The organism is Pectobacterium versatile (assembly GCF_020166435.1).
Lineage (GTDB): Bacteria > Pseudomonadota > Gammaproteobacteria > Enterobacterales > Enterobacteriaceae > Pectobacterium > Pectobacterium versatile.
In genome coordinates this window covers 230527-250316 of record NZ_JAINZP010000005.1, presented here as the reverse complement: position 1 = coordinate 250316, position 19790 = coordinate 230527, and the positions used below count along the sequence as shown (strand labels likewise).

The 19790-nt window shown below is 49.3% G+C and carries 19 protein-coding genes; 12 read left to right on the top strand and 7 right to left on the bottom strand.

Annotated features, from left to right (window positions below; all coding sequences use genetic code 11):
- Positions 1–134: 134 nt before the first annotated feature.
- Both mobB and mobA read right to left on the bottom strand, forming a co-directional pair.
- Positions 135–656 carry a molybdopterin-guanine dinucleotide biosynthesis protein MobB gene (gene mobB, locus K7X24_RS09085; protein WP_224554418.1) on the bottom strand — a complete coding sequence of 174 codons (522 nt, stop codon included), beginning with the start codon at positions 654–656 and terminating at the stop codon, positions 135–137.
- Positions 646–1224, bottom strand: a complete 579-nt coding sequence (mobA, locus tag K7X24_RS09080; RefSeq protein WP_224554416.1) for a molybdenum cofactor guanylyltransferase MobA — start codon at positions 1222–1224, stop codon at positions 646–648. Before mobA ends, mobB begins: the two co-directional genes overlap by 11 nt.
- Positions 1225–1436: 212 nt before the next feature.
- Here mobA and K7X24_RS09075 point away from each other — a divergent pair, with 212 nt between their 5' ends.
- From K7X24_RS09075 to polA, 4 genes are all read left to right on the top strand, one after another.
- A complete protein-coding gene (locus K7X24_RS09075; RefSeq protein WP_224554414.1) occupies positions 1437–1706 on the top strand; it encodes a YihD family protein in 270 nt (89 codons plus the stop codon).
- Between the two features lie 78 nt (positions 1707–1784).
- Positions 1785–2771 carry a serine/threonine protein kinase gene (locus K7X24_RS09070; protein WP_224554412.1) on the top strand — a complete coding sequence of 329 codons (987 nt, stop codon included), beginning with the start codon at positions 1785–1787 and terminating at the stop codon, positions 2769–2771.
- Between the two features lie 24 nt (positions 2772–2795).
- Positions 2796–3419, top strand: a complete 624-nt coding sequence (gene dsbA, locus K7X24_RS09065) for a thiol:disulfide interchange protein DsbA (RefSeq protein ID WP_224554437.1) — start codon at positions 2796–2798, stop codon at positions 3417–3419.
- A gap of 502 nt (positions 3420–3921) precedes the next feature.
- Positions 3922–6840 carry a DNA polymerase I gene (gene polA / locus K7X24_RS09060; protein WP_224554410.1) on the top strand — a complete coding sequence of 973 codons (2919 nt, stop codon included), beginning with the start codon at positions 3922–3924 and terminating at the stop codon, positions 6838–6840.
- A gap of 412 nt (positions 6841–7252) precedes the next feature.
- On the opposite strand, the gene yihA is transcribed toward polA, so the two are convergent.
- Positions 7253–7888: a ribosome biogenesis GTP-binding protein YihA/YsxC gene (gene yihA, locus K7X24_RS09055; RefSeq protein ID WP_103862863.1), complete on the bottom strand. Its 636-nt coding sequence runs from the start codon at positions 7886–7888 to the stop codon at positions 7253–7255.
- A gap of 203 nt (positions 7889–8091) precedes the next feature.
- On the opposite strand from yihA, the gene yihI reads away from it, so the two are divergent.
- The 4 genes from yihI (at position 8092) to K7X24_RS09035 (ending at position 10655) form a co-directional block, all read left to right on the top strand.
- Entirely contained in the window at positions 8092–8646 is a 555-nt protein-coding gene (gene yihI, locus K7X24_RS09050) for a Der GTPase-activating protein YihI (protein ID WP_103862862.1), read from the top strand.
- Between the two features lie 3 nt (positions 8647–8649).
- Positions 8650–8826: a hypothetical protein gene (locus tag K7X24_RS09045; protein WP_162847971.1), complete on the top strand. Its 177-nt coding sequence runs from the start codon at positions 8650–8652 to the stop codon at positions 8824–8826.
- Positions 8827–8973: 147 nt separating this feature from the next.
- Entirely contained in the window at positions 8974–10347 is a 1374-nt protein-coding gene (gene hemN, locus K7X24_RS09040; protein WP_103862861.1) for an oxygen-independent coproporphyrinogen III oxidase, read from the top strand.
- A gap of 59 nt (positions 10348–10406) precedes the next feature.
- Positions 10407–10655 carry a hypothetical protein gene (locus tag K7X24_RS09035; RefSeq protein ID WP_161530262.1) on the top strand — a complete coding sequence of 83 codons (249 nt, stop codon included), beginning with the start codon at positions 10407–10409 and terminating at the stop codon, positions 10653–10655.
- A 54-nt stretch (positions 10656–10709) separates the two neighbouring features.
- On the opposite strand, the gene K7X24_RS09030 is transcribed toward K7X24_RS09035, so the two are convergent.
- The 4 genes from K7X24_RS09030 to glnA all read right to left on the bottom strand — a co-directional run bounded on the left by K7X24_RS09030 (position 10710) and on the right by glnA (position 15212).
- Complete coding sequence (locus K7X24_RS09030; RefSeq protein ID WP_224554407.1) at positions 10710–10847, bottom strand: YshB family small membrane protein; 138 nt, start codon at positions 10845–10847, stop codon at positions 10710–10712.
- Between the two features lie 143 nt (positions 10848–10990).
- A complete protein-coding gene (gene glnG, locus K7X24_RS09025; protein WP_039349760.1) occupies positions 10991–12403 on the bottom strand; it encodes a nitrogen regulation protein NR(I) in 1413 nt (470 codons plus the stop codon).
- 7 nt (positions 12404–12410) lie between these two features.
- Positions 12411–13460 (bottom strand): nitrogen regulation protein NR(II), encoded by a 1050-nt coding sequence (glnL, locus tag K7X24_RS09020; protein ID WP_010298136.1) that lies wholly within the window; start codon positions 13458–13460, stop codon positions 12411–12413.
- 342 nt (positions 13461–13802) lie between these two features.
- The gene (glnA, locus tag K7X24_RS09015; RefSeq protein ID WP_103862860.1) at positions 13803–15212 is read right to left on the bottom strand and encodes a glutamate--ammonia ligase; all 1410 of its coding nucleotides are present in this window, start codon (positions 15210–15212) and stop codon (positions 13803–13805) included.
- Between the two features lie 369 nt (positions 15213–15581).
- On the opposite strand from glnA, the gene typA reads away from it, so the two are divergent.
- From typA to fabY, 4 genes are all read left to right on the top strand, one after another.
- Positions 15582–17405, top strand: a complete 1824-nt coding sequence (gene typA / locus K7X24_RS09010; protein WP_103862859.1) for a ribosome-dependent GTPase TypA — start codon at positions 15582–15584, stop codon at positions 17403–17405.
- Positions 17406–17567: 162 nt separating this feature from the next.
- The gene (gene yihX, locus K7X24_RS09005; RefSeq protein ID WP_224554405.1) at positions 17568–18179 is read left to right on the top strand and encodes a glucose-1-phosphatase; all 612 of its coding nucleotides are present in this window, start codon (positions 17568–17570) and stop codon (positions 18177–18179) included.
- A gap of 64 nt (positions 18180–18243) precedes the next feature.
- The gene (gene dtd, locus K7X24_RS09000; RefSeq protein ID WP_103971638.1) at positions 18244–18681 is read left to right on the top strand and encodes a D-aminoacyl-tRNA deacylase; all 438 of its coding nucleotides are present in this window, start codon (positions 18244–18246) and stop codon (positions 18679–18681) included.
- A 122-nt stretch (positions 18682–18803) separates the two neighbouring features.
- On the top strand, positions 18804–19745 hold the full coding sequence (fabY, locus tag K7X24_RS08995; RefSeq protein ID WP_224554403.1) for a fatty acid biosynthesis protein FabY: 942 nt from the start codon (positions 18804–18806) through the stop codon (positions 19743–19745).
- Positions 19746–19790 lie beyond the last annotated feature (45 nt).

Sequence of the window (19790 nt, the reverse complement as noted above, 5' to 3'; positions counted from 1 at the left end):
GGGTGGATTTACAAAAACCTGCAGATCACATGATGGATACAGCGCATGGTAGGGGTTGGTTTTTTTGGGTTCAGAAGCCCATTTTCTGCTAGACATTACCCAATGGTTCAGTGTTAACGGTTGTCTATTCCGCACTACAGATTATTATTTTTGAGCCATTGGTGGATAAAAGTAGCAACCTGCTCTGGTTGATTGATATCAAGCACTGGAAGCATGGTGTCAATCTCACCATCTGCTGCAATCGCGATGACATACTCATCGATCAAATCACTTAATTCTCTACCCAACGATTGGCGAAATAAGGCTATTTTAGCGACCTTCTCATGTTTGAACCCCTCAACCAGCACCAGATCGAGAGTAGACGCATCCATTTTCCCAGCTAGATGGTAAATATTTGGTTCTTCCTGATCAGGAGTCTCCGTCATTAGCGCCCACCTTTGGCTGCTGGCGACAATCGTTTGTGCTGCGCCTGCCTTACGGAGCTCATAGCTATCTTTACCTGGCGTATCAATATCCATCTGATGATGCGTATGCTTAATGAGTCCGATTCGAACACCATGATTAGTCAGTAGCGGGATGACGTGTTTAAGTAATGTCGTTTTACCTGTACCACTATAAGCAACAATAGCGAGCAAGGGGACACGATTAGGATTCACGGTGTTGATCCTCCCAATTGGATAAATCTTCAGGCGAATTCATATTGCGAAAGGCTTTAGGCTGCTCGTTAAATGAAACGGCGTTTGCTCTAACCTGTTCCATAAATAGCATCAGCTTACGGTTTCCAAGATGCAGATAAGCTTCCAGCGACTCAATAAGGTTTCTATTAATTAAGAGTAATGTGGGATGTGGACGTTCTCCGTCTGTGGCATAAGCCGCATTTGCTTCCCCACGTGCTTGCCACAAGCAGTGCACCAGATCGAAGGGGAGAGCTGGGACATCGCAAGGGACAAATACGACCCATTCTGATGTAGAGGCATATAACCCACTCAGAATACCTGCCAACGGGCCTGGAAAGCTTGTATCAAAGTCGCCAATAATGCGGCAGCCACTTTGCGCATACACAGCCTGATTGCGGTTAGCGCTGATCATGACCTCATCGACCTGTGCTTTAAGCCGAGACAGAACGTGCTGGTATAGCGGCACACCGTTCAGTGCTATCAGACCTTTATCGTGCCCGCCCATGCGTGTTGCCCGTCCGCCTGCGAGAATAACGCCAGTAATCATTTTACTTTCCAAGTATCTATGCTCACTTTCTTCTGTTCTGAATGCTTTGAGGGATAAACTATGCGTTATTCTCTAAAAACTTCCTCTGAAGACCAAGTTCTTTCCTCATGTGCGCAAGGCTGTTATTTTTATCACTATATGCTCAATATCGTTCAAGCGATTTCCGGCATCTTGAAATTTATTGAGCAAAAATCGTTTTTAAGGAGAAAAAAATGAAATTTCATCGCGTTAATGAGCTTATTGAACTGTTGCACCCAGCCTGGCAAAAAGAATCTGATTTAAGTCTGGTGCAATTTTTACAAAACCTTGCACAGGAGGCGGGGTTCGAGGGGCAGTTAAATGAACTAACTGATGATATCCTTATTTACCACCTAAAAATGCGTGATGCAAATAAAGAACAAGTCATCCCCGGTTTGAAGAAAGACTACGAAGAAGATTTTAAGACAGCTTTGCTTCGTGCCCGGGGAGTTATTAAAGACTAGTGGAAAGGAATAACACGTTCATGATGCTAACTATTGCACGCATATCTCTTACGTCGCCTCTAACCATTTGTGGCCGTGATGAATAGTTCGATATTTAATTTCCAGACGCTATTCCCAGACCTGATCGTGGATGCCTTGCTGGATGTTGGGCTGCGCGTTGATTCTGGTTTGACGGCATTAAACAGTTATGAGAATCGGGTGTACCAGTTTGCGGATGAAGATCGTAAACGATTCGTGGTGAAATTTTACCGCCCGGAACGGTGGAGCACGGCGCAGATTCAGGAAGAGCATATTTTTGCCCAGCAATTGGCAGAAGATGAAGTCCCTATTGTCGCCCCCATCTCGCTTAATGGGCAGACGCTGAATGTCTATGAAGGATTTCATTTTGCCGTATTCCCCAGCGTGGGCGGGCGGCAGTATGAAATGGATAATGAAGATCAGCTAGAGTGGGTCGGTCGTTTTCTCGGTCGAATTCACCAGACGGGTCAGAAATCGTTATTCACCGAGCGTCCTACGATTGGGGTAAATGAATATCTGCATGAATCTTATCGGCTGCTGGAGACATGTCCGCTAATACCGAAAATACATCGACATGATTTTTTACAAGCGACCCGTCAACTGATTGATACAGTTGAAATTTATTGGCATAACGACTGGCGGCCACTGCGTCTGCATGGGGATTGTCATCCAGGCAATATTTTGTGGCGTGATGGTCCGCTATTTGTGGATTTGGATGATGCCCGCAATGGTCCAGCAATTCAGGATTTATGGATGCTGTTGCATGGTGATCGTCGTGAACAACGTATTCAACTGGATATCTTGTTAGAAGCCTATAGCGAATTTGCGGAATTTCAGGAGAAAGAGCTCGCGCTGATTGAGCCTCTTCGTGCGATGCGGCAGGTTTATTATCTAGCTTGGGTTGCTCGTCGCTGGGAAGATCCTGCTTTTCCAAAAAATTTCCCCTGGATGACGGATGCTGATTTCTGGTTGAAGCAAACGGCAATATTTATTGGGCAAACTCAGCTGTTGCAGGAGTCTCCTCTACAGCTAATGCCAATGTACTGAAATTAAATGGAGAGAGTGAAATTTATGAAAAGATTATGGCTTGCGCTGATTGGCGTTGTTCTGGCATTTAGTGCTTCTGCTGCAGAGTTTTCTGACGGTAAGCAATATGTAGAATTAGATAAACCCGCAACCCAAGAGCCTCAGGTTCTTGAGTTCTTCTCATTCTATTGCCCGCACTGTTATCAATTTGAACAGGTTTACCACGTTCCAGATGCAGTAAAAAAAGCGTTACCAGAGGGTACGAAGATGACACGTTATCACGTGGACTTCTTGGGCCCATTGGGTAAAAATCTGACGCAGGCATGGGCTGTAGCTATGGCGCTGGGCGTCGAAGATAAAATTACCCCGCTGATGTTTGATGCCGTTCAGAAAACACAGACCGTACAAAAACCGGAAGATATTCGCGAAGTCTTTGTGAAAGCTGGCGTGAGTGCGGATGAGTTTGATGGTGCACTTAATAGCTTTGTTGTGAAATCTCTGGTTGCCCAGCAGGAAAAAGCGGCGGCAGATTTACAATTACGCGGCGTTCCAGCCATGTTCGTTAACGGTAAATATATGATCAAGAATGATGGTCTTGATACCAGTTCAATGGATGGATATGTAAAACAGTACGCTGACGTGGTGAAGTTCCTCATTACCAAGAAGTAATTATTTAATAAGTCATGCGGGTAAAACCGCATGACTTTATATATCCGTAATACTTCAAGTTGCATGTGCGTTGGCTGCGTTCACTCACCCGAATCACTTACTCAAGTATGCTCATCGGGGTTCCTTACCTTGCCGCCTTCCTGAAATTCGAATTATTTAGGGTATACCTTCCCGTTTTTCATCTTCTTATCTTTTATATCTCATCAGCTCGCAATATCTATTTATCTTTTTGTTTATATCCACAAATAGGATGACGGTTATCATTCCTTAAAAATAAATATATTATATTATAACTTAATGAAATTAATGAATATAAAAAAATGGCTTAAGATAATAGGGGAAATTAGCAATTAAGCGGATAAAACTATTCACAAAGTTATCCACAGATAGATCTTGCGAAGATCCTTGCAAAATTAGCCAATATCTTACGTTAAGGATCGTCTCTTTCCCTGACCTATGGCATGCTTAGCGCCATGACAGACCACAACGATCACGGCAGGCTATGGCTCAGATTGCAGAAAATCCTTTAATACTGGTAGACGGTTCATCCTATTTGTATCGTGCTTATCACGCTTTTCCACCGTTAACAAACAGCACAGGAGAAGCAACTGGTGCAATGTATGGCGTACTGAATATGCTACGCAGTTTGTTGCTGCAATATCATCCCAGCCATGTTGCTGTTGTTTTCGATGCGAAAGGGAAAACGTTTCGCGACGAGCTGTTCGAAAACTATAAGGCTCACCGCCCACCCATGCCGGAGGATCTACGCGAACAGATAGAGCCTCTGCATAATATGGTAAAAGCGATGGGGTTGCCGCTTCTGGCGGTTTCCGGCGTAGAAGCGGACGATGTGATTGGCACGCTCGCGGTGCAGGCGGAAAAAGCGGGTAAGTCAGTGTTGATTAGTACCGGCGATAAAGATATGGCACAGCTGGTGACGCCAAGTGTGACGCTCATTAATACCATGAATAACACCATTCTTGGCCCACAGGAAGTGTGTGATAAATATGGTATTCCTCCTCAGCTAATTATCGATTTTCTCGCGTTGATGGGGGACGCATCGGATAACATTCCTGGTGTACCTGGCGTGGGGGAAAAAACAGCACAGGCGCTACTGCAAGGGCTTGGTGGGCTGGATTCGCTATATGCCAACCTTGATAAAATTGCTGAGCTTTCCTTCCGTGGCGCAAAAACCATGGCACCGAAGCTGGAACAACATAAAGAAGTGGCCTACCTCTCTTATCAGCTTGCCACGATTAAAACGGATGTCGAGTTGGAGCTTAGCTGCGATCAGCTCACCGTTAATGAGTTGGATGTAGATGAGCTGCATCGTCTCTTTTCCCGTTATGAATTTAAACGCTGGTTATCAGATATCGAATCAGGTACCTGGATGCAGGGGAAGAAAAGTAGCCAGCCTGTTCAAACAACGACAACAGCGTTGGATAAGATAGTAATTAACCACAGTAATGTTTATTGTAACACGGTATCACCAGCGATAAATCAGCCAAAGATGACTGCTGTCAACCACAGCAATGTTTATTGTAATACCGTGTCATTGACTTCATCCGCACTAAAAAAATCCTCTGAAGTGGATTGCAATCCCGTGCTTTCTGCTGACGGTTACGTCACGATTCTTGATGAGAAAACGTTGCTCGATTGGGTTGAGCGTTTAAAACAGGCTGAGGTTTTCGCTTTTGATACGGAAACCGACGGGCTGGATACACTCACTGCTAATCTGATTGGTTTGTCATTTGCGATTAAGCCGGGTGAAGCGGCTTATTTGCCATTGGCACATGACTATCTGGATGCACCGGAACAGTTGGATCGCACCAAGGTATTGGCCTTGTTCAAACCGCTGCTGGAAGATGAGAGGCTGCTTAAGATTGGCCAGAATCTCAAATTTGATAAAGGCGTGATGCAGCGGTATGACATCGATTTACGCGGCATCGCGTTTGATACCATGCTGGAATCTTATGTACTCGACAGCGTGGCGGGTCGCCATGATATGGATAGCCTGGCCGAACGCTATTTGAATCATAAAACCATTACCTTTGAAGAGATCGCGGGTAAGGGTAAGAATCAGCTGACGTTTAATCAGATTGCGCTGGAACAGGCTGGGCCTTATGCCGCCGAGGATGCGGACGTTACTCTGCATCTGCACCAGAAGCTCTGGGGGAAACTCCAGCCGCATGCCGATCTGTGTCAGGTATTCCAGACTATCGATATGCCGCTGGTGCCGGTTTTATCCCGTATCGAGCGTACAGGCGTACTGATCGATCCCGTCATTCTGGCTGAACACTCAAAAGAGCTCACAACCCGTCTGGCGGAGCTGGAAATCCAAGCGTATGAGCTGGCGGGTGAAGAATTCAATCTCTCATCGACCAAGCAGCTACAGGGCATTCTGTATGAAAAGCAAAAGCTGCCGATTCTGAAGAAAACGCCAAAAGGCGCGCCATCAACCAATGAGGAAGTGTTGGCTGAACTGGCGCTGGATTACCCTCTGCCGAAGCTGATCCTGGAATATCGTGGCTTAGCCAAGCTGAAATCTACTTACACCGATAAATTGCCACTGATGATCAATCCGGCGACGAAGCGTGTGCATACGTCTTATCATCAGGCTGTTACTGCGACTGGGCGTTTGTCTTCCAGCGATCCGAATCTGCAAAACATCCCTGTGCGTAATGACGAAGGGCGCCGTATTCGTCAGGCATTCATTGCACCTAAAGGCTACAGCATTGTTGCCGCTGACTACTCGCAAATCGAACTGCGCATCATGGCGCACTTATCGGGGGATAAAGGGCTGTTGAATGCGTTCGCGAACGGGCTGGATATCCACCGGGCAACGGCGTCAGAAGTGTTTGGCATCGCGCTGGATAAGGTGACATCCGAACAGCGTCGCAGTGCGAAAGCGATCAACTTCGGCCTGATCTACGGCATGAGCGCGTTTGGCCTGTCGCGTCAGTTGAATATTCCGCGTAGCGAATCGCAGAAGTACATGAACCTGTATTTTGAGCGTTACCCAGGTGTGCAGGATTACATGGAGCGGACGCGCCAACAGGCTGCTGAGCATGGCTATGTGTCCACTTTGGATGGTCGCCGTCTCTACCTGCCAGATATCCATTCTCGTAATGCGATGGCGCGTAAAGGCGCGGAACGTGCGGCGATTAACGCCCCAATGCAGGGCACTGCTGCTGATATTATTAAGAAAGCGATGATCGCGATTGACGATTGGCTACAGAAAGACACGCCGAAGGTGAAGATGATCATGCAGGTTCACGATGAATTGGTTTTTGAGATTCATGATTCGGTTATTGAGGAATCCATTAGTAAAATCAAAGCATTAATGGAAGGCTGTATGCAATTGAATGTTCCGTTACAGGTAGACATCGGTACGGGCATGAACTGGGATGAAGCACATTAATGGCCGATTTTTATGCTATTTCTGTAATTAAATAACAGTATTGTGTGACCTGGTTTAACTTTGTGTAATCGATAACCATTTTCTATGAAAGTAAACAACAAAAAAGCCTTTGTTCCCGTGAAAAAATAGGGTAGAGTTAAAGACGTAGGGTACAGAGGTAAGATGTTCTATCTTTCAGACCTTTTACTTCACGTAATCGGATTTGGCTGAATATTAGCCGCCCCGCTCAGTTTTGAGCGGGGCGTTTTTTATGGGCCTTATCCAGGATTTTTACCCTCAAAATGTCAGTAACTGCCTGATAGATAGCAGTGGGTCAGCACAGTTTCTAGTGTGAAGAATATCTCTGGTGGGCGATCATTGCGGGAAAGTGAGGGCGTGATGCGAGTGATGATACACTGCACCACGTAAAGGATTATTCTGCTTCTTGTTCTTCTTCAGCGTGTGGCAGAGTGCTGAACCAGTTATCCAATTTCTGCTGTAGTTTATCGACGCCGAGTTTTTTCAGTGACGAAAATGCTTCGACCTGAATATCACCCATAAATGGCAAGACAGCCTCGCGCACCATATTCAACTGTGTCTTACGTGCGCCTGAAGCCAACTTATCGGCTTTGGTCAGCAGCACTAAGACTGGAAGTTCAACATCGACAGCCCACTGAATCATTTGCTGATCGAGATCTTTCAGCGGATGGCGAATATCCATCAGCACAACAAGACCCTTAAGGCTGTTACGCTTTTGCAGGTATTCACCGAGCGCACGTTGCCATTTGATCTTCGTTTGCTCCGGTACTTCGGCGTAGCCATAGCCGGGAAGGTCGACCAAACGCACGCCGTCTACCACCTGGAACAGGTTAATCAACTGAGTACGGCCCGGCGTTTTACTGGTTCGTGCCAGGTTTTTCTGGTTGGTCAGCGTGTTCAGTGCGCTGGATTTTCCGGCATTAGAGCGCCCAGCAAAGGCCACTTCAATACCGCTATCTGTTGCCAGATGGCGAATATCCGGGGCGCTGATGATAAAACGCGTCATGTGGTAGTTATATTGCTGGGTCACGGTAGTTATCTCTATCTGGATCTCTGTCTGGTTGGGGATTATACCTGTAACTGACAATAAAGGCGGCTTTATCTGTCTCGAAATGCAGCAGACTGATGCGAAAAGAAAAGCCCAGCTGTCTGATGTGGACGCTTTTTTATTCGCGGGCTTTCTGCTAGATTCCGCCGCACTTCCCTTATATCTGTGTACCTGAGAACAATATTATGAACCGACCTGTCAAAGGGGCTGCCGATCAGGCAGGGAAACCCAAAGTAAAAAGAAAGACCCGCGAAGAGCTGGAGCGTGAAGCGCGCGAACGGAAAAAAGATAAAAAGCATCGTGGCCACGCGTCGGGCAGCCGAACTCAGGAAAAAGCATCCGCCGATCAGCGCTCTGGTCAGCGTAAAGTCGCCGATCCGCGTATCGGCAGCAAAAAGCCTGTACAGCTTGGCGTGTTGGATAGCGATATCGCTAAACCGAAGCCTAAGTCGAAGCCTTCTGAACCTGTGGAGAAAGTCGTTGTTACTAAGCCGACGATGTCACCGGAAGAAGAGCTGGAAATGTTAGAAAACGATACGCGTCTGGATGCCTTGTTGGATCGTCTGGATAGCGGCGAGACGCTGAGCGCCAAAGAACAATCATGGGTTGATGAAACGCTGGATCGTATCGACATCCTGATGGAAGAGCTTGGAATCGAGCTGGGTGATGATGACGAAGAAGAGCAGCAGGAAGATATGCTGCAGCTTTTGAAACGTAATAACCCGAAAGACACGTTCTAATCAATGAAATGGCTGTTTCTGTTCCTGATATTGCTGGTTGCGTTTTATCTGCTCTGTCTGTTCAGTAAACTATGGCTATTGTCTAAGCGTAAGCACCGGTTGCATCGCGCCCTGTTTAACGGGCGCGTGAATCAGGTTCGACGTCTACGCCCAAGACAAAAACGCCGGGAGCGTTTTTGAATGTCACAAGGTGACGGCCCTTTAGGGCGAGTCTCAGGGATGAGACGAGTAGCAAAACGCCGGGAGCGTTTTTGAACGCCATTTTTTGGTGATCTGAAGGAGGGGAAGGATAACCCACCGAGTAAAAACTGGAAGGAGTGAGCGAATATGTCGATACCGTCCGTTGACTGGGATCTGGCCCTGATTCAAAAATATAACTATTCTGGGCCGCGTTATACGTCTTATCCCACAGCGTTAGAATTCAGTGAAGCTTACGATGAGCCTGCGTTTCAGCATGCCATCGCCCGTTATCCACAGCGACCGCTGTCGCTGTATATCCATATCCCTTTTTGCCATCGGCTGTGCTATTTCTGCGGCTGTAATAAGCTGGTTACGCGTCAGCAGCATAAAGCGGATGAATACCTTGATGTGTTGGAGCTGGAAATTCGCCAGCGTGCGCCGCTATTCGTCGGACGAACAGTGACGCAATTGCATTGGGGTGGCGGTACACCAACCTACCTGAATAAAGTACAAATTAGTCGGCTGATGTCGCTGCTGCGCGAGCTGTTCTCTTTTTCCGATCAGGCTGAGCTGTCGCTTGAAGTCGATCCGCGAGAAATTGAGCTGGACGTCCTCGATCATTTGCGGGCTGAAGGGTTCAACCGCCTTAGCATGGGCGTGCAGGATTTTAATAAAGACGTTCAGAAACTGGTTAATCGTGAGCAGGATGAAGACTTTATTTTTGCTCTTATTGAGCGGGCAAAAGCGCTAGGCTTCACCTCAACCAATATTGATTTGATTTACGGCCTGCCGAAACAAACGCCGGAAAGCTTCGCCTTTACGCTACAGCGCGTTGCGGAATTAAACCCTCACCGGCTTAGCGTCTTTAACTATGCGCATTTACCCAGCCTGTTCGCGGCACAGCGCAAGATTAAAGAAGCGGATTTACCGAGCGCGGAACAAAAGCTGGATATTCTGCAACAGACGATTGGATCGCTGACGCAGTCGGGCTATCAGTTTATCGGTATGGATCACTTTGCTCGGCCGGACGATGAGCTGGCTGTGGCACAGCGAGAAGGGAAGCTGCATCGCAATTTCCAGGGCTATACGACGCAGGGCGATAGCGATCTTCTCGGTATGGGCGTGTCGGCGATTAGTATGATCGGTGATAGCTATGCTCAGAACCAGAAAGAGCTGAAGCAGTATTACGCGCAGGTTAAAGACCAGGGAAATGGCCTGTGGCGTGGGTTACAGCTGACGCGTGATGACTGTCTTCGCCGCGATGTGATTAAGACGCTCATTTGTAATTTCCAGCTCAGCTATGCGCCCATTGAAGCGGAATACGCTATCGATTTTAAAACCTACTTTGAGCAGGATTTAGCATTGCTGGCACCGCTGGTGGCCGATGGGCTGGTCGATAGTCAGGCTGACGGGCTGGTGGTGACGCCGAAGGGACGGTTGCTGATCCGTAATATCTGTATGTGCTTTGATGTCTATCTACGTAGCAAGCTCAGAACGCAGCAATTTTCCCGCGTGATTTAACTGCTCGGAGAGGGTGGCTATCCTGAGAGGAGAAAAGGCTTTAATGACAAGGAGAGCGCATGTTTTCAGATAAAGAGATTGCCAGAGAATATCGGGATAAGGCACTTAACCTCGCGAACCTCATGTACAACGAGGTAAAAACATTACAGGGGAAAGTGCCTGAAGACGAACATAAGAAATTTCGCGGCATTGTTGGGAATGGCATTGTGGACGTATTCGATAAGCTGATTAAAGAGATTGAAGCGATGCATCCTGACCTGAAAGTGGCTGACATGCCAGCCTATGCGGACGCTGAAAAACGTAAATAGAAAAACAGCCAGTCGATGTTAGCACCGACTGGCTGTTCTTGAGCGTTTATAGGATTAACTAAAGAAGTTAATCAGTGCGGCACACAAAACGGCGGCAATAGCAGCCTGCGGCGAATGGCTTGCCGCGGAGCCAATTTCAGCGCCATGTGTTGCAACAGAATGTGTTGCAACGGAAATCAATGAATCCAGCATGGTGTTCCTCCCGAATCAGCGACACGATCATACTGCTGACTCGAGGCAAGTAAAGTACAAATTAATGACAATTTCGTGCGCCGGATTGTATTTTTTATCACCAAATCACTTGTTAACAATTGAGCAATAAAAAAGCAATCTCGCTACTCCATCCCCAGCTCTTTTAATTTACGCGTCAGAGTATTTCTGCCCCATCCTAACAATCTTGCCGCTTCCTGTTTATGCCCCTGCGTGTGCCGCAGTGCCGTTGTCAGCAACGTCCTTTCCATTTCTGGCTGTGCTTCTGCCAACAGGTTTTGATGACCGGAACGCAGTGCGCGATCGGCCCATTGTGCCAACAGCGTGGCCCAACTGTCTGGCAGAATATGCACGGTGGAATCAGGTGCGGTGGTCTCGAACAGTTCAGGAGGCAGGTCCTGAATGAGTACTTCCTGACCGGCGGCCATGACAGTCAACCAGCGACAGGTGTTTTCCAATTGGCGCACGTTGCCAGGCCACGGTAAACGAGTTAGCGCTGTTTCCGCTTCTGGATGCAGATTCTTCGGCTCGACGCCCAGTTCTTTGGCCGTAGCCTGCAAGAAATAACGTGCCAGACGGGGGATATCTTCCCGACGTTCACGTAGCGGTGGCAGATGAACGCGGATCACATTCAGGCGATGAAACAGGTCATCGCGGAATTTGCCTTCCTGCACGCGTTGTTCAAGATTTTGGTGCGTTGCCGCGATAATACGAACATCCACTTTTACCGCAGCATAACCGCCAACGCGATAAAACTGCCCGTCTGCCAATACGCGTAACAGACGTGTTTGTACGTCTAGCGGCATATCGCCGATTTCATCCAGAAACAGTGTACCGCCATCGGCTTGCTCAAAGCGGCCCTGACGAATCTGGTTTGCGCCCGTAAACGCGCCTTTTTCATGGCCGAACAGTTCTGATTCGATCAAATCCTTGGGAATGGCCGCCATATTCAGCGCGATAAAAGGGGCTTTGGTACGCGGGCTGTGGCGATGCAGGGCGTGTGCTACCAGCTCTTTACCGGTTCCCGATTCGCCATTAATCAGTACGCTGATCGACGAGCGAGACAGGCGGCCGATGATGCGAAAGACATCCTGCATCGCGGGGGCTTCGCCGATAATGTCCGTTGTCGGACCGTTGATCGGTTGGTTACGTACCGGCTGCTGCTGTTCCAGATAATGGCTGATCGCGCGCTCAACCAGCGCAACGGCTTCATCAATATCGAATGGCTTCGGCAAATAGTCGAACGCACCCTGTTGATAAGCGCTAACCGCGGCATCCAAATCGGAATGTGCCGTCATAATGATGACCGGGAGCATTGGGTGGCGCTGTTTGATTTGCTGTAAGAGCGCTAATCCATCCATTCCTGGCATACGGATGTCGGACAGCAGAACGTCAGGCGTTTGTGTCGCCAGCGCATGCAGTACCTGATTTCCGTTCTCAAACGTTGCACAGGTTAAACCCGCACCAGCAAGCGCGCGCTCAAGCACCCAACGGATGGAGCTATCGTCATCGACAATCCAGACTATCCCTCGTTGCATTGTAACCTCACTGGCGAATAGGCAGATAAACCGAGAATTCGGTGTGTCCTGGCCAACTGTTAAATTCAATTTTACCGGAGTGCTGGTCGATAAGACTGCGGGCGATGGAAAGCCCTAAACCGGTGCCTCCTTCGCGTCCGCTCACCATCGGGTAAAACAGCGTGTCCTGTAGCTGAGCGGGTACGCCGGGGCCGTCATCTTCCACGTCAATTCGAGCGGCGAGACGATAGCGCACACCGTGTAACGTGAGCTGAAAAGCCGTGCGGGTACGTATCGTAATCGTCCCGCCTTCCTCGCCCAGCGCTTGTAGCGCATTGCGGGTAATATTCAGCAGTACCTGTTCAATCTGATCGGGGTCGTGCGTCAGTTCCGGCAGGCTGGGGTCATAGTCTTTCACCAGCGTCACGTTATCGGGCTTTTCCAGTGAGACAAGCTGGCAAACGCGTTCAGCAACCTGATGGATGCTTTGGGTGACGTGCAGGCCGGGCTGCTGTGGCCCAAGCAGGCGATCAACCAGATTACGCAGGCGGTCCGCCTGTTCGATAATGACCTTGGTGTATTCCGTCAACGCTGGGTCAGGCAGTGCTTTAGCAAGCAACTGTGCGGCACCGCGCAATCCGCCAAGCGGATTTTTTATCTCATGCGCCAGACCCCGGACCAAATCACGGGCGGCCTGCTGCTGCGCATGTTGAAGCTGTTCCTGACTGAGACGGCGCTGGTTATCCATCGGCGCCATTTCCAGTAGGATAAAATCGTTCTGTACCCGCTGAGCGGTGAGCGACATGATGTGCGCTTTGCCATCTACGACGATGGTGACTTCGTTATCCGTAAAGCCTTGCCCTGAATCCAGACTTTCACGCAGTAAATCGATATTCAGAGAAAAGTATCCCAGCAAATCGGGCAGCGGCGTGCCGGATAATTTACGCGAGCTTTGTGCCAGTAATTGCTGTGCTGCCGGGTTGGAATAGTGAATCGCCAGATCGTTATCCAGCAATAAGATGCTGTTTATCAGGGAATTTAGGATCTGCCCAGCATCGGGCAGCGTGCCTGTTGCCATAACGCAGACTCCCGCACCGTCGTGGTGCATTGTAGTGTGGATGATGGATGTTACGTCGCAACGGCCAATGCCGGTGGTGAAAAAAGCCCATCCGAAGATGGGCTGAAGCGTTTCCACGGCAACAAAAACAAACTTCTTAGTATTCTGTTGTTTATCGGTCATGGTCGGGTATCAGCACACCCAACCACGCCGAGGTATACCCGTCATACTTCAAGCCGCTTGTGCGTTGTCTGCCCTTACTCACCCCAGTCATTTACTCATGTAAGCTCCTGGGGATTCGTGCGGTTGCCGCCTTCACGCAACTTGAATTATTTAGGGTATAGAAATTAAACGCTGTCGTTATTAAACGCTGTAGTACAGTTCGAACTCAACTGGGTGCGGCGTCATACGAACGCGGTCAATCTCAGGCTTACGCAGCTCGATGTACGCGTCGATAGCGTCGTCGGTGAACACGCCACCACGAGTCAGGAACTCACGGTCTTCGTTCAGTGCAGCCAGGGCCTCGTCCAGAGAACCTGCAACTTTTGGAATCTCTGCTTCTTCTTCTGGCGGCAGGTCGTACAGGTTTTTGTCCATCGCATCGCCAGGGTGGATTTTGTTGATGATGCCGTCGAGGCCAGCCATCAGCAGTGCAGCGAAGCACAGGTATGGGTTAGCTGCTGGATCCGGGAAGCGTGCTTCGATACGACGTGCTTTCGGGCTAGCAACCACTGGGATACGGATTGAAGCAGAACGGTTACGGGCAGAGTAAGCCAGCATAACAGGTGCTTCGTAGCCTGGGACCAGACGCTTGTAGGAGTTAGTGGTCGGGTTCGCCAAGGCGTTGATGGCTTTAGCGTGCTTGATAACACCGCCGATGTAGAACAGCGCCATTTCAGACAGGCCGCCGTATTTGTCGCCAGCGAACAGGTTAGTACCGTCTTTAGACAGAGACATGTGGCAGTGCATACCTGAACCGTTATCACCGAACATTGGTTTTGGCATGAAGGTCGCGGTTTTACCGTAAGCGTGAGCCACGTTATGCACGACATATTTGTAGATCTGAATTTCGTCAGCTTTTTTGGTCATGGTGTTGAAGCGGGTAGCCACTTCGTTCTGACCAGCGGTAGCCACTTCGTGGTGGTGAGCTTCAACAACCAGACCCATTTGCTCCATGGTCAGACACATTGCAGAACGGATGTCCTGTGATGAATCGACTGGTGGAACTGGGAAGTAGCCGCCTTTCAGACCTGGACGGTGACCTTTGTTACCGCCTTCGTATGCTTTACCGGAGTTCCAGTAAGCTTCGATGTCGTCGATAGCAACGTGAGAACCGGACGTGCTGCTGCCGAAACGGATGTCATCGAACAGGAAGAATTCTGGTTCAGGCCCGAACAGGACGGTATCGGCAATGCCTGAAGAACGCAGGAAATCTTCCGCACGTTTCGCGATAGAACGCGGGTCGCGGTCATAGCCTTGCATTGTGCCTGGCTCAAGGATGTCACAACGAATGATCAGTGTAGAATCTTCGAAGAACGGATCGATCATTGCGGTGCTGGCATCGGGCATCAGAACCATGTCTGACTCGTTAATACCTTTCCAGCCGCCAATCGAGGAACCATCAAACATTTTACCTTCTTCGAAGAAGTCGGCATTGACTTGATGAGCCGGAATGGTGACGTGCTGCTCTTTACCTTTAGTATCAGTGAAGCGTAAATCAACAAACTTCACTTCGTGCTCATTCAGCATCGTCAAAACATGTTCTGCGGACATACTTGGTTCTCCCGATTGGTCATTTATCGTCATGGAACGAATATCGTTGTGGATTGATGTTGTTGCCGTGAGTAGACTAAAGCTAAAAGTGTGCCAACTTTTTAAATGTGTGCAATGTGTTGCTCCTTGGGGCTTTCTCACGTAAACCCACTGCACCATTATAGTCTAAAGCACCAAAATGGTGCTCCATATGTGAATTATTGCACTAATTTAGTGCATTCATGTTCGCTTGTAGCGCTTTTGCACCGTGAAAGGGATCACAAAGCAGGCAGCTCTAGGTTGTTTATCATAGATGCTTGTGATCTTGTTTAGTCCCTCGATTAATACGTGTACAATAGCGCGCTATTTCTAAATGCCTGAGGCAAAGCTGTGATCGAAAATTTGCGTAACATCGCCATTATTGCGCACGTTGACCATGGGAAAACCACCCTGGTTGACAAGCTGTTGCAACAATCCGGAACGTTCGGTGAACGTGTCGAAGCAACCGAGCGTGTAATGGACTCCAACGATTTGGAGAAAGAGCGTGGAATTACCATCCTCGCAAAAAATACCGCCATTAATTGGAAAGACTACCGTATTAACATCGTAGATACCCCGGGACACGCCGACTTCGGCGGCGAGGTTGAGCGTGTAATGTCGATGGTTGACTCGGTACTGCTGGTTGTTGATGCGATGGATGGCCCGATGCCGCAAACGCGTTTCGTGACCAAAAAAGCATTTGCCAACGGTCTGAAACCCATTGTGGTTATCAACAAAGTTGACCGTCCTGGTGCGCGTCCTGACTGGGTTGTCGATCAGGTATTCGACCTGTTTGTGAACCTGGATGCGACTGACGAGCAGCTGGATTTCCCGATCATTTATGCTTCTGCGCTGAATGGTATCGCGGGTCTCGACCATACCGACATGGCGGAAGATATGACTCCGCTGTATCAGGCGATTGTCGATCACGTTTCTCCGCCTCAGGTTGAGATGGATGCGCCGTTCCAGATGCAGATCTCTCAGCTGGACTACAACAACTATGTTGGCGTTATCGGTATCGGCCGTATCAAGCGCGGTAAAGTTAAGCCTAACCAACAAGTCACTATTGTTGATAGCGAAGGCAAAACCCGTAACGGTAAAGTAGGTAAAGTTCTGACTCACCTGGGTCTGGAGCGTATCGACGCGACTGAAGCGGAAGCAGGCGATATCATCGCGATCACCGGTCTGGGCGAGCTGAACATTTCCGACACTATCTGCGATCCGCAGAATGTCGAAGCGCTGCCAGCACTGAGCGTCGATGAACCTACCGTTACCATGTTCTTCAACGTTAATACTTCACCATTCTGCGGTAAAGAAGGTAAGTATGTAACGTCGCGCCAGATTCTGGAGCGTCTGAACAAAGAGCTGGTGCACAACGTTGCTCTGCGCGTTGACGAAACCGAAGACGCTGATGCGTTCCGCGTTTCTGGCCGTGGTGAATTGCACCTGTCAGTTCTGATCGAAAACATGCGTCGTGAAGGCTTTGAACTGGCCGTATCACGTCCGAAAGTTATCAACCGCGTTATCGACGGTCGTAACCAAGAGCCGTTTGAAAACGTGACGCTGGACATCGAAGAACAGCACCAAGGTTCAGTCATGCAAGCCATGGGTGAGCGTAAAGGTGATGTGAAAGACATGATCCCAGATGGCAAGGGTCGTATCCGTCTGGATTACCTGATCCCAGCTCGCGGTCTGATCGGTTTCCGTACCGAATTCATGACCATGACGTCTGGTACCGGTCTGCTGTACTCCACGTTCAGCCACTACGATGACGTGCGTCCAGGTGAAATCGGTCAGCGTCAGAACGGCGTGCTGGTTTCCAACGGTCAAGGTAAAGCGGTCGCGTTTGCACTGTTCAGCCTGCAAGATCGCGGTAAGCTGTTCCTCGGACACGGTGCAGAAGTGTATGAAGGCCAGATCATCGGTATTCACTCACGTTCTAACGATCTGACAGTAAACTGTCTGACCGGTAAGAAACTGACCAACATGCGTGCATCGGGTACCGATGAAGCAACCACACTGGTTCCGGCGATCAAAATGTCTCTGGAACAAGCGCTGGAGTTCATTGATGACGACGAATTGGTTGAAGTTACGCCACAGTCTATCCGTATTCGTAAGCGTCACCTGACCGAAAACGATCGTAAACGCGCTAGCCGCGGCAGCAAAGACGTCTAATTTCAGACGGATTTGTCTTGTTACGAAACAGGGCACCTTCGGGTGCCCTGAATTTTATGCGCTTTCTTCCACTTTAACCTTTCCTTTATATTTCCTCCCTGTTCAGTTTCGCCATTTCCCGCTACAGTGAAAATCCTACGATTACGTCAGGAGGTCACTGCCATGCTGTATATCTTTGATTTAGGCAATGTCGTCATAGATATTGATTTCAATAGAGTATTGGGTGTCTGGAGTAATCTGAGCAGCGCGCCGCTCGCGACGTTGCAAGAGCGTTTTGTCATGGGCGAGGCGTTTGAACAGCATGAGCGGGGTGAGATCAGCGACGAGGAATTTGCCACCAGACTGTGCCAGGAAATGGGCATCGCCCTGAGCTTCGAACAATTCACCGCTGGCTGGCAGGCTATTTTTGTCGCGTTGCGTCCTGAGGTTATCGACATCATGCAGCGCCTGCGTCAGGAAGGGCACCGCGTGGTGATTCTGTCGAATACTAATCGTCTCCACTGTTCACACTGGCCTGCGCTATTCCCAGAAGTGGCGACGGCAGCCGACAGGCTCTACCTGTCGCAAGATATTGGGTTGCGTAAGCCGGAATTGGCGATTTATCAATATGTCCTGACGCAAGAAGACGTGACGCCAGAGCAAGTCGTCTTTTTTGACGATAATTCCGCAAATGTCGATGCCGCACAGAGCCTTGGAATTCACAGTGTTTTGGTGACCGATCGTCAGGTGGTGCCGAACTTTTTCGCTATGCAGGCAACGACGGCCAAAGCATGATTTATATCGCTGGGGCGGACACAGCCCCTATTGGGAATGATAACATCAGGAGTAGTTGGGTTTTATGATTGCGCTAATTCAACGAGTATCCAGCGCCAGCGTTACGGTAGAAGGCAGTGTGGTTGGGGAAATCGATAAAGGCTTACTGATCTTGCTGGGCGTTGAGCAAGGCGATGACGAACAAAAAGCCACGCGACTCTGCGAACGCGTGTTGGGTTACCGCATATTCGGTGACGATGACGGGAAAATGAATCTTAATGTTCGTCAGGCTGGCGGCAATGTGCTGGTGGTTTCACAGTTTACGCTAGTTGCCGATACGCAGCGTGGCATGCGGCCTGGTTTTTCTCGCGGTGCGCATCCCTCAGAGGCCGATCGCCTCTATCAGTATTTTGTCGGACAGTGTCGTGAGCAAGGTATTCACACGGAAACGGGGCAGTTTGCGGCAGATATGAAAGTGGCATTGGTGAATGACGGCCCAGTGACGTTCTGGTTACAGACATAGCGTTATCGCGTCATAGGTCTGTAACGTGCTATTACCGTTGCCGTTCCGCGTATAAATTTGCTTCAACAGTCTGATTTCATGAACCTTGATGCAATGAGGCATCTCGGCATAGAGGAAGGGTTATGTATCATTTGAGAGTACCTGAAAGCGCGGAAGAACTGGATGCGTACTATCAATTTCGCTGGGAAATGCTGCGTAAACCTCTGCACCAGCCGCTGGGCTCCGAGCGGGATGCCTATGATGCGTTGGCACATCACCAAACTGTGGTGGATGAACAGGGAAGGCTGGTTGCGATTGGGCGTCTTTCTATCAATGCGGATAATGAAGCGGCAATCCGTTTTTTAGCGGTTCACCCCGACGTCCGAGGGAAAGGGTTAGGAACGCTGCTTGCGATTACTCTGGAGTCAGTCGCGCGTCAGGAAAGCGTCAAGCGCGTGGTCTGTAGCGCCCGAGAAGATGCAATGGATTTCTTCTCCAAACTGGGCTTTGTTAATCAGGGAGAGATCACCGCGCCACAAACCACACCCGTGCGGCACTTCCTGATGATTAAACCGGTGGTGACACTGGATGATATTTTGCACCGCCCTGACTGGTGTGGACAGTTGCAACAGGCCTGGTATGAGCACATCCCTTTGAGTGAGAAAATGGGCGTGCGGATAAGCCAATATACTGGCAAAAAATTTATCACCACCATGCCTGAAGCGGGTAATCAGAACCCGCACCATACGCTTTTTGCTGGCAGCATGTTTTCTCTCGCTACGCTCACCGGCTGGGGATTGATCTGGCTGTTGTTGCGTGAAAGACATCTCGGGGGAACGATTATTTTGGCGGATGCGCACATCCGCTACAGTGCGCCAGTGAGTGGTCGGCCGAGCGCGATTGCTGATTTAGGCTCGTTGAGTGGCGATTTGGATCGTCTTGCGCGTGGGCGTAAGGCGCGCGTACAGTTAAATGTCGAGCTATTTGGTGATGATAATAAAGGGGCGTTATTTGAAGGTGTTTATATGGTGTTGCCTGCGCAGCCGGACGCGCCGCTGGAAGAAGGCGGGTCGGAAATTGATTAGCCTGTAGCGTCTATTCTGACGCTATTTCCATCTCCCCATCCCCTA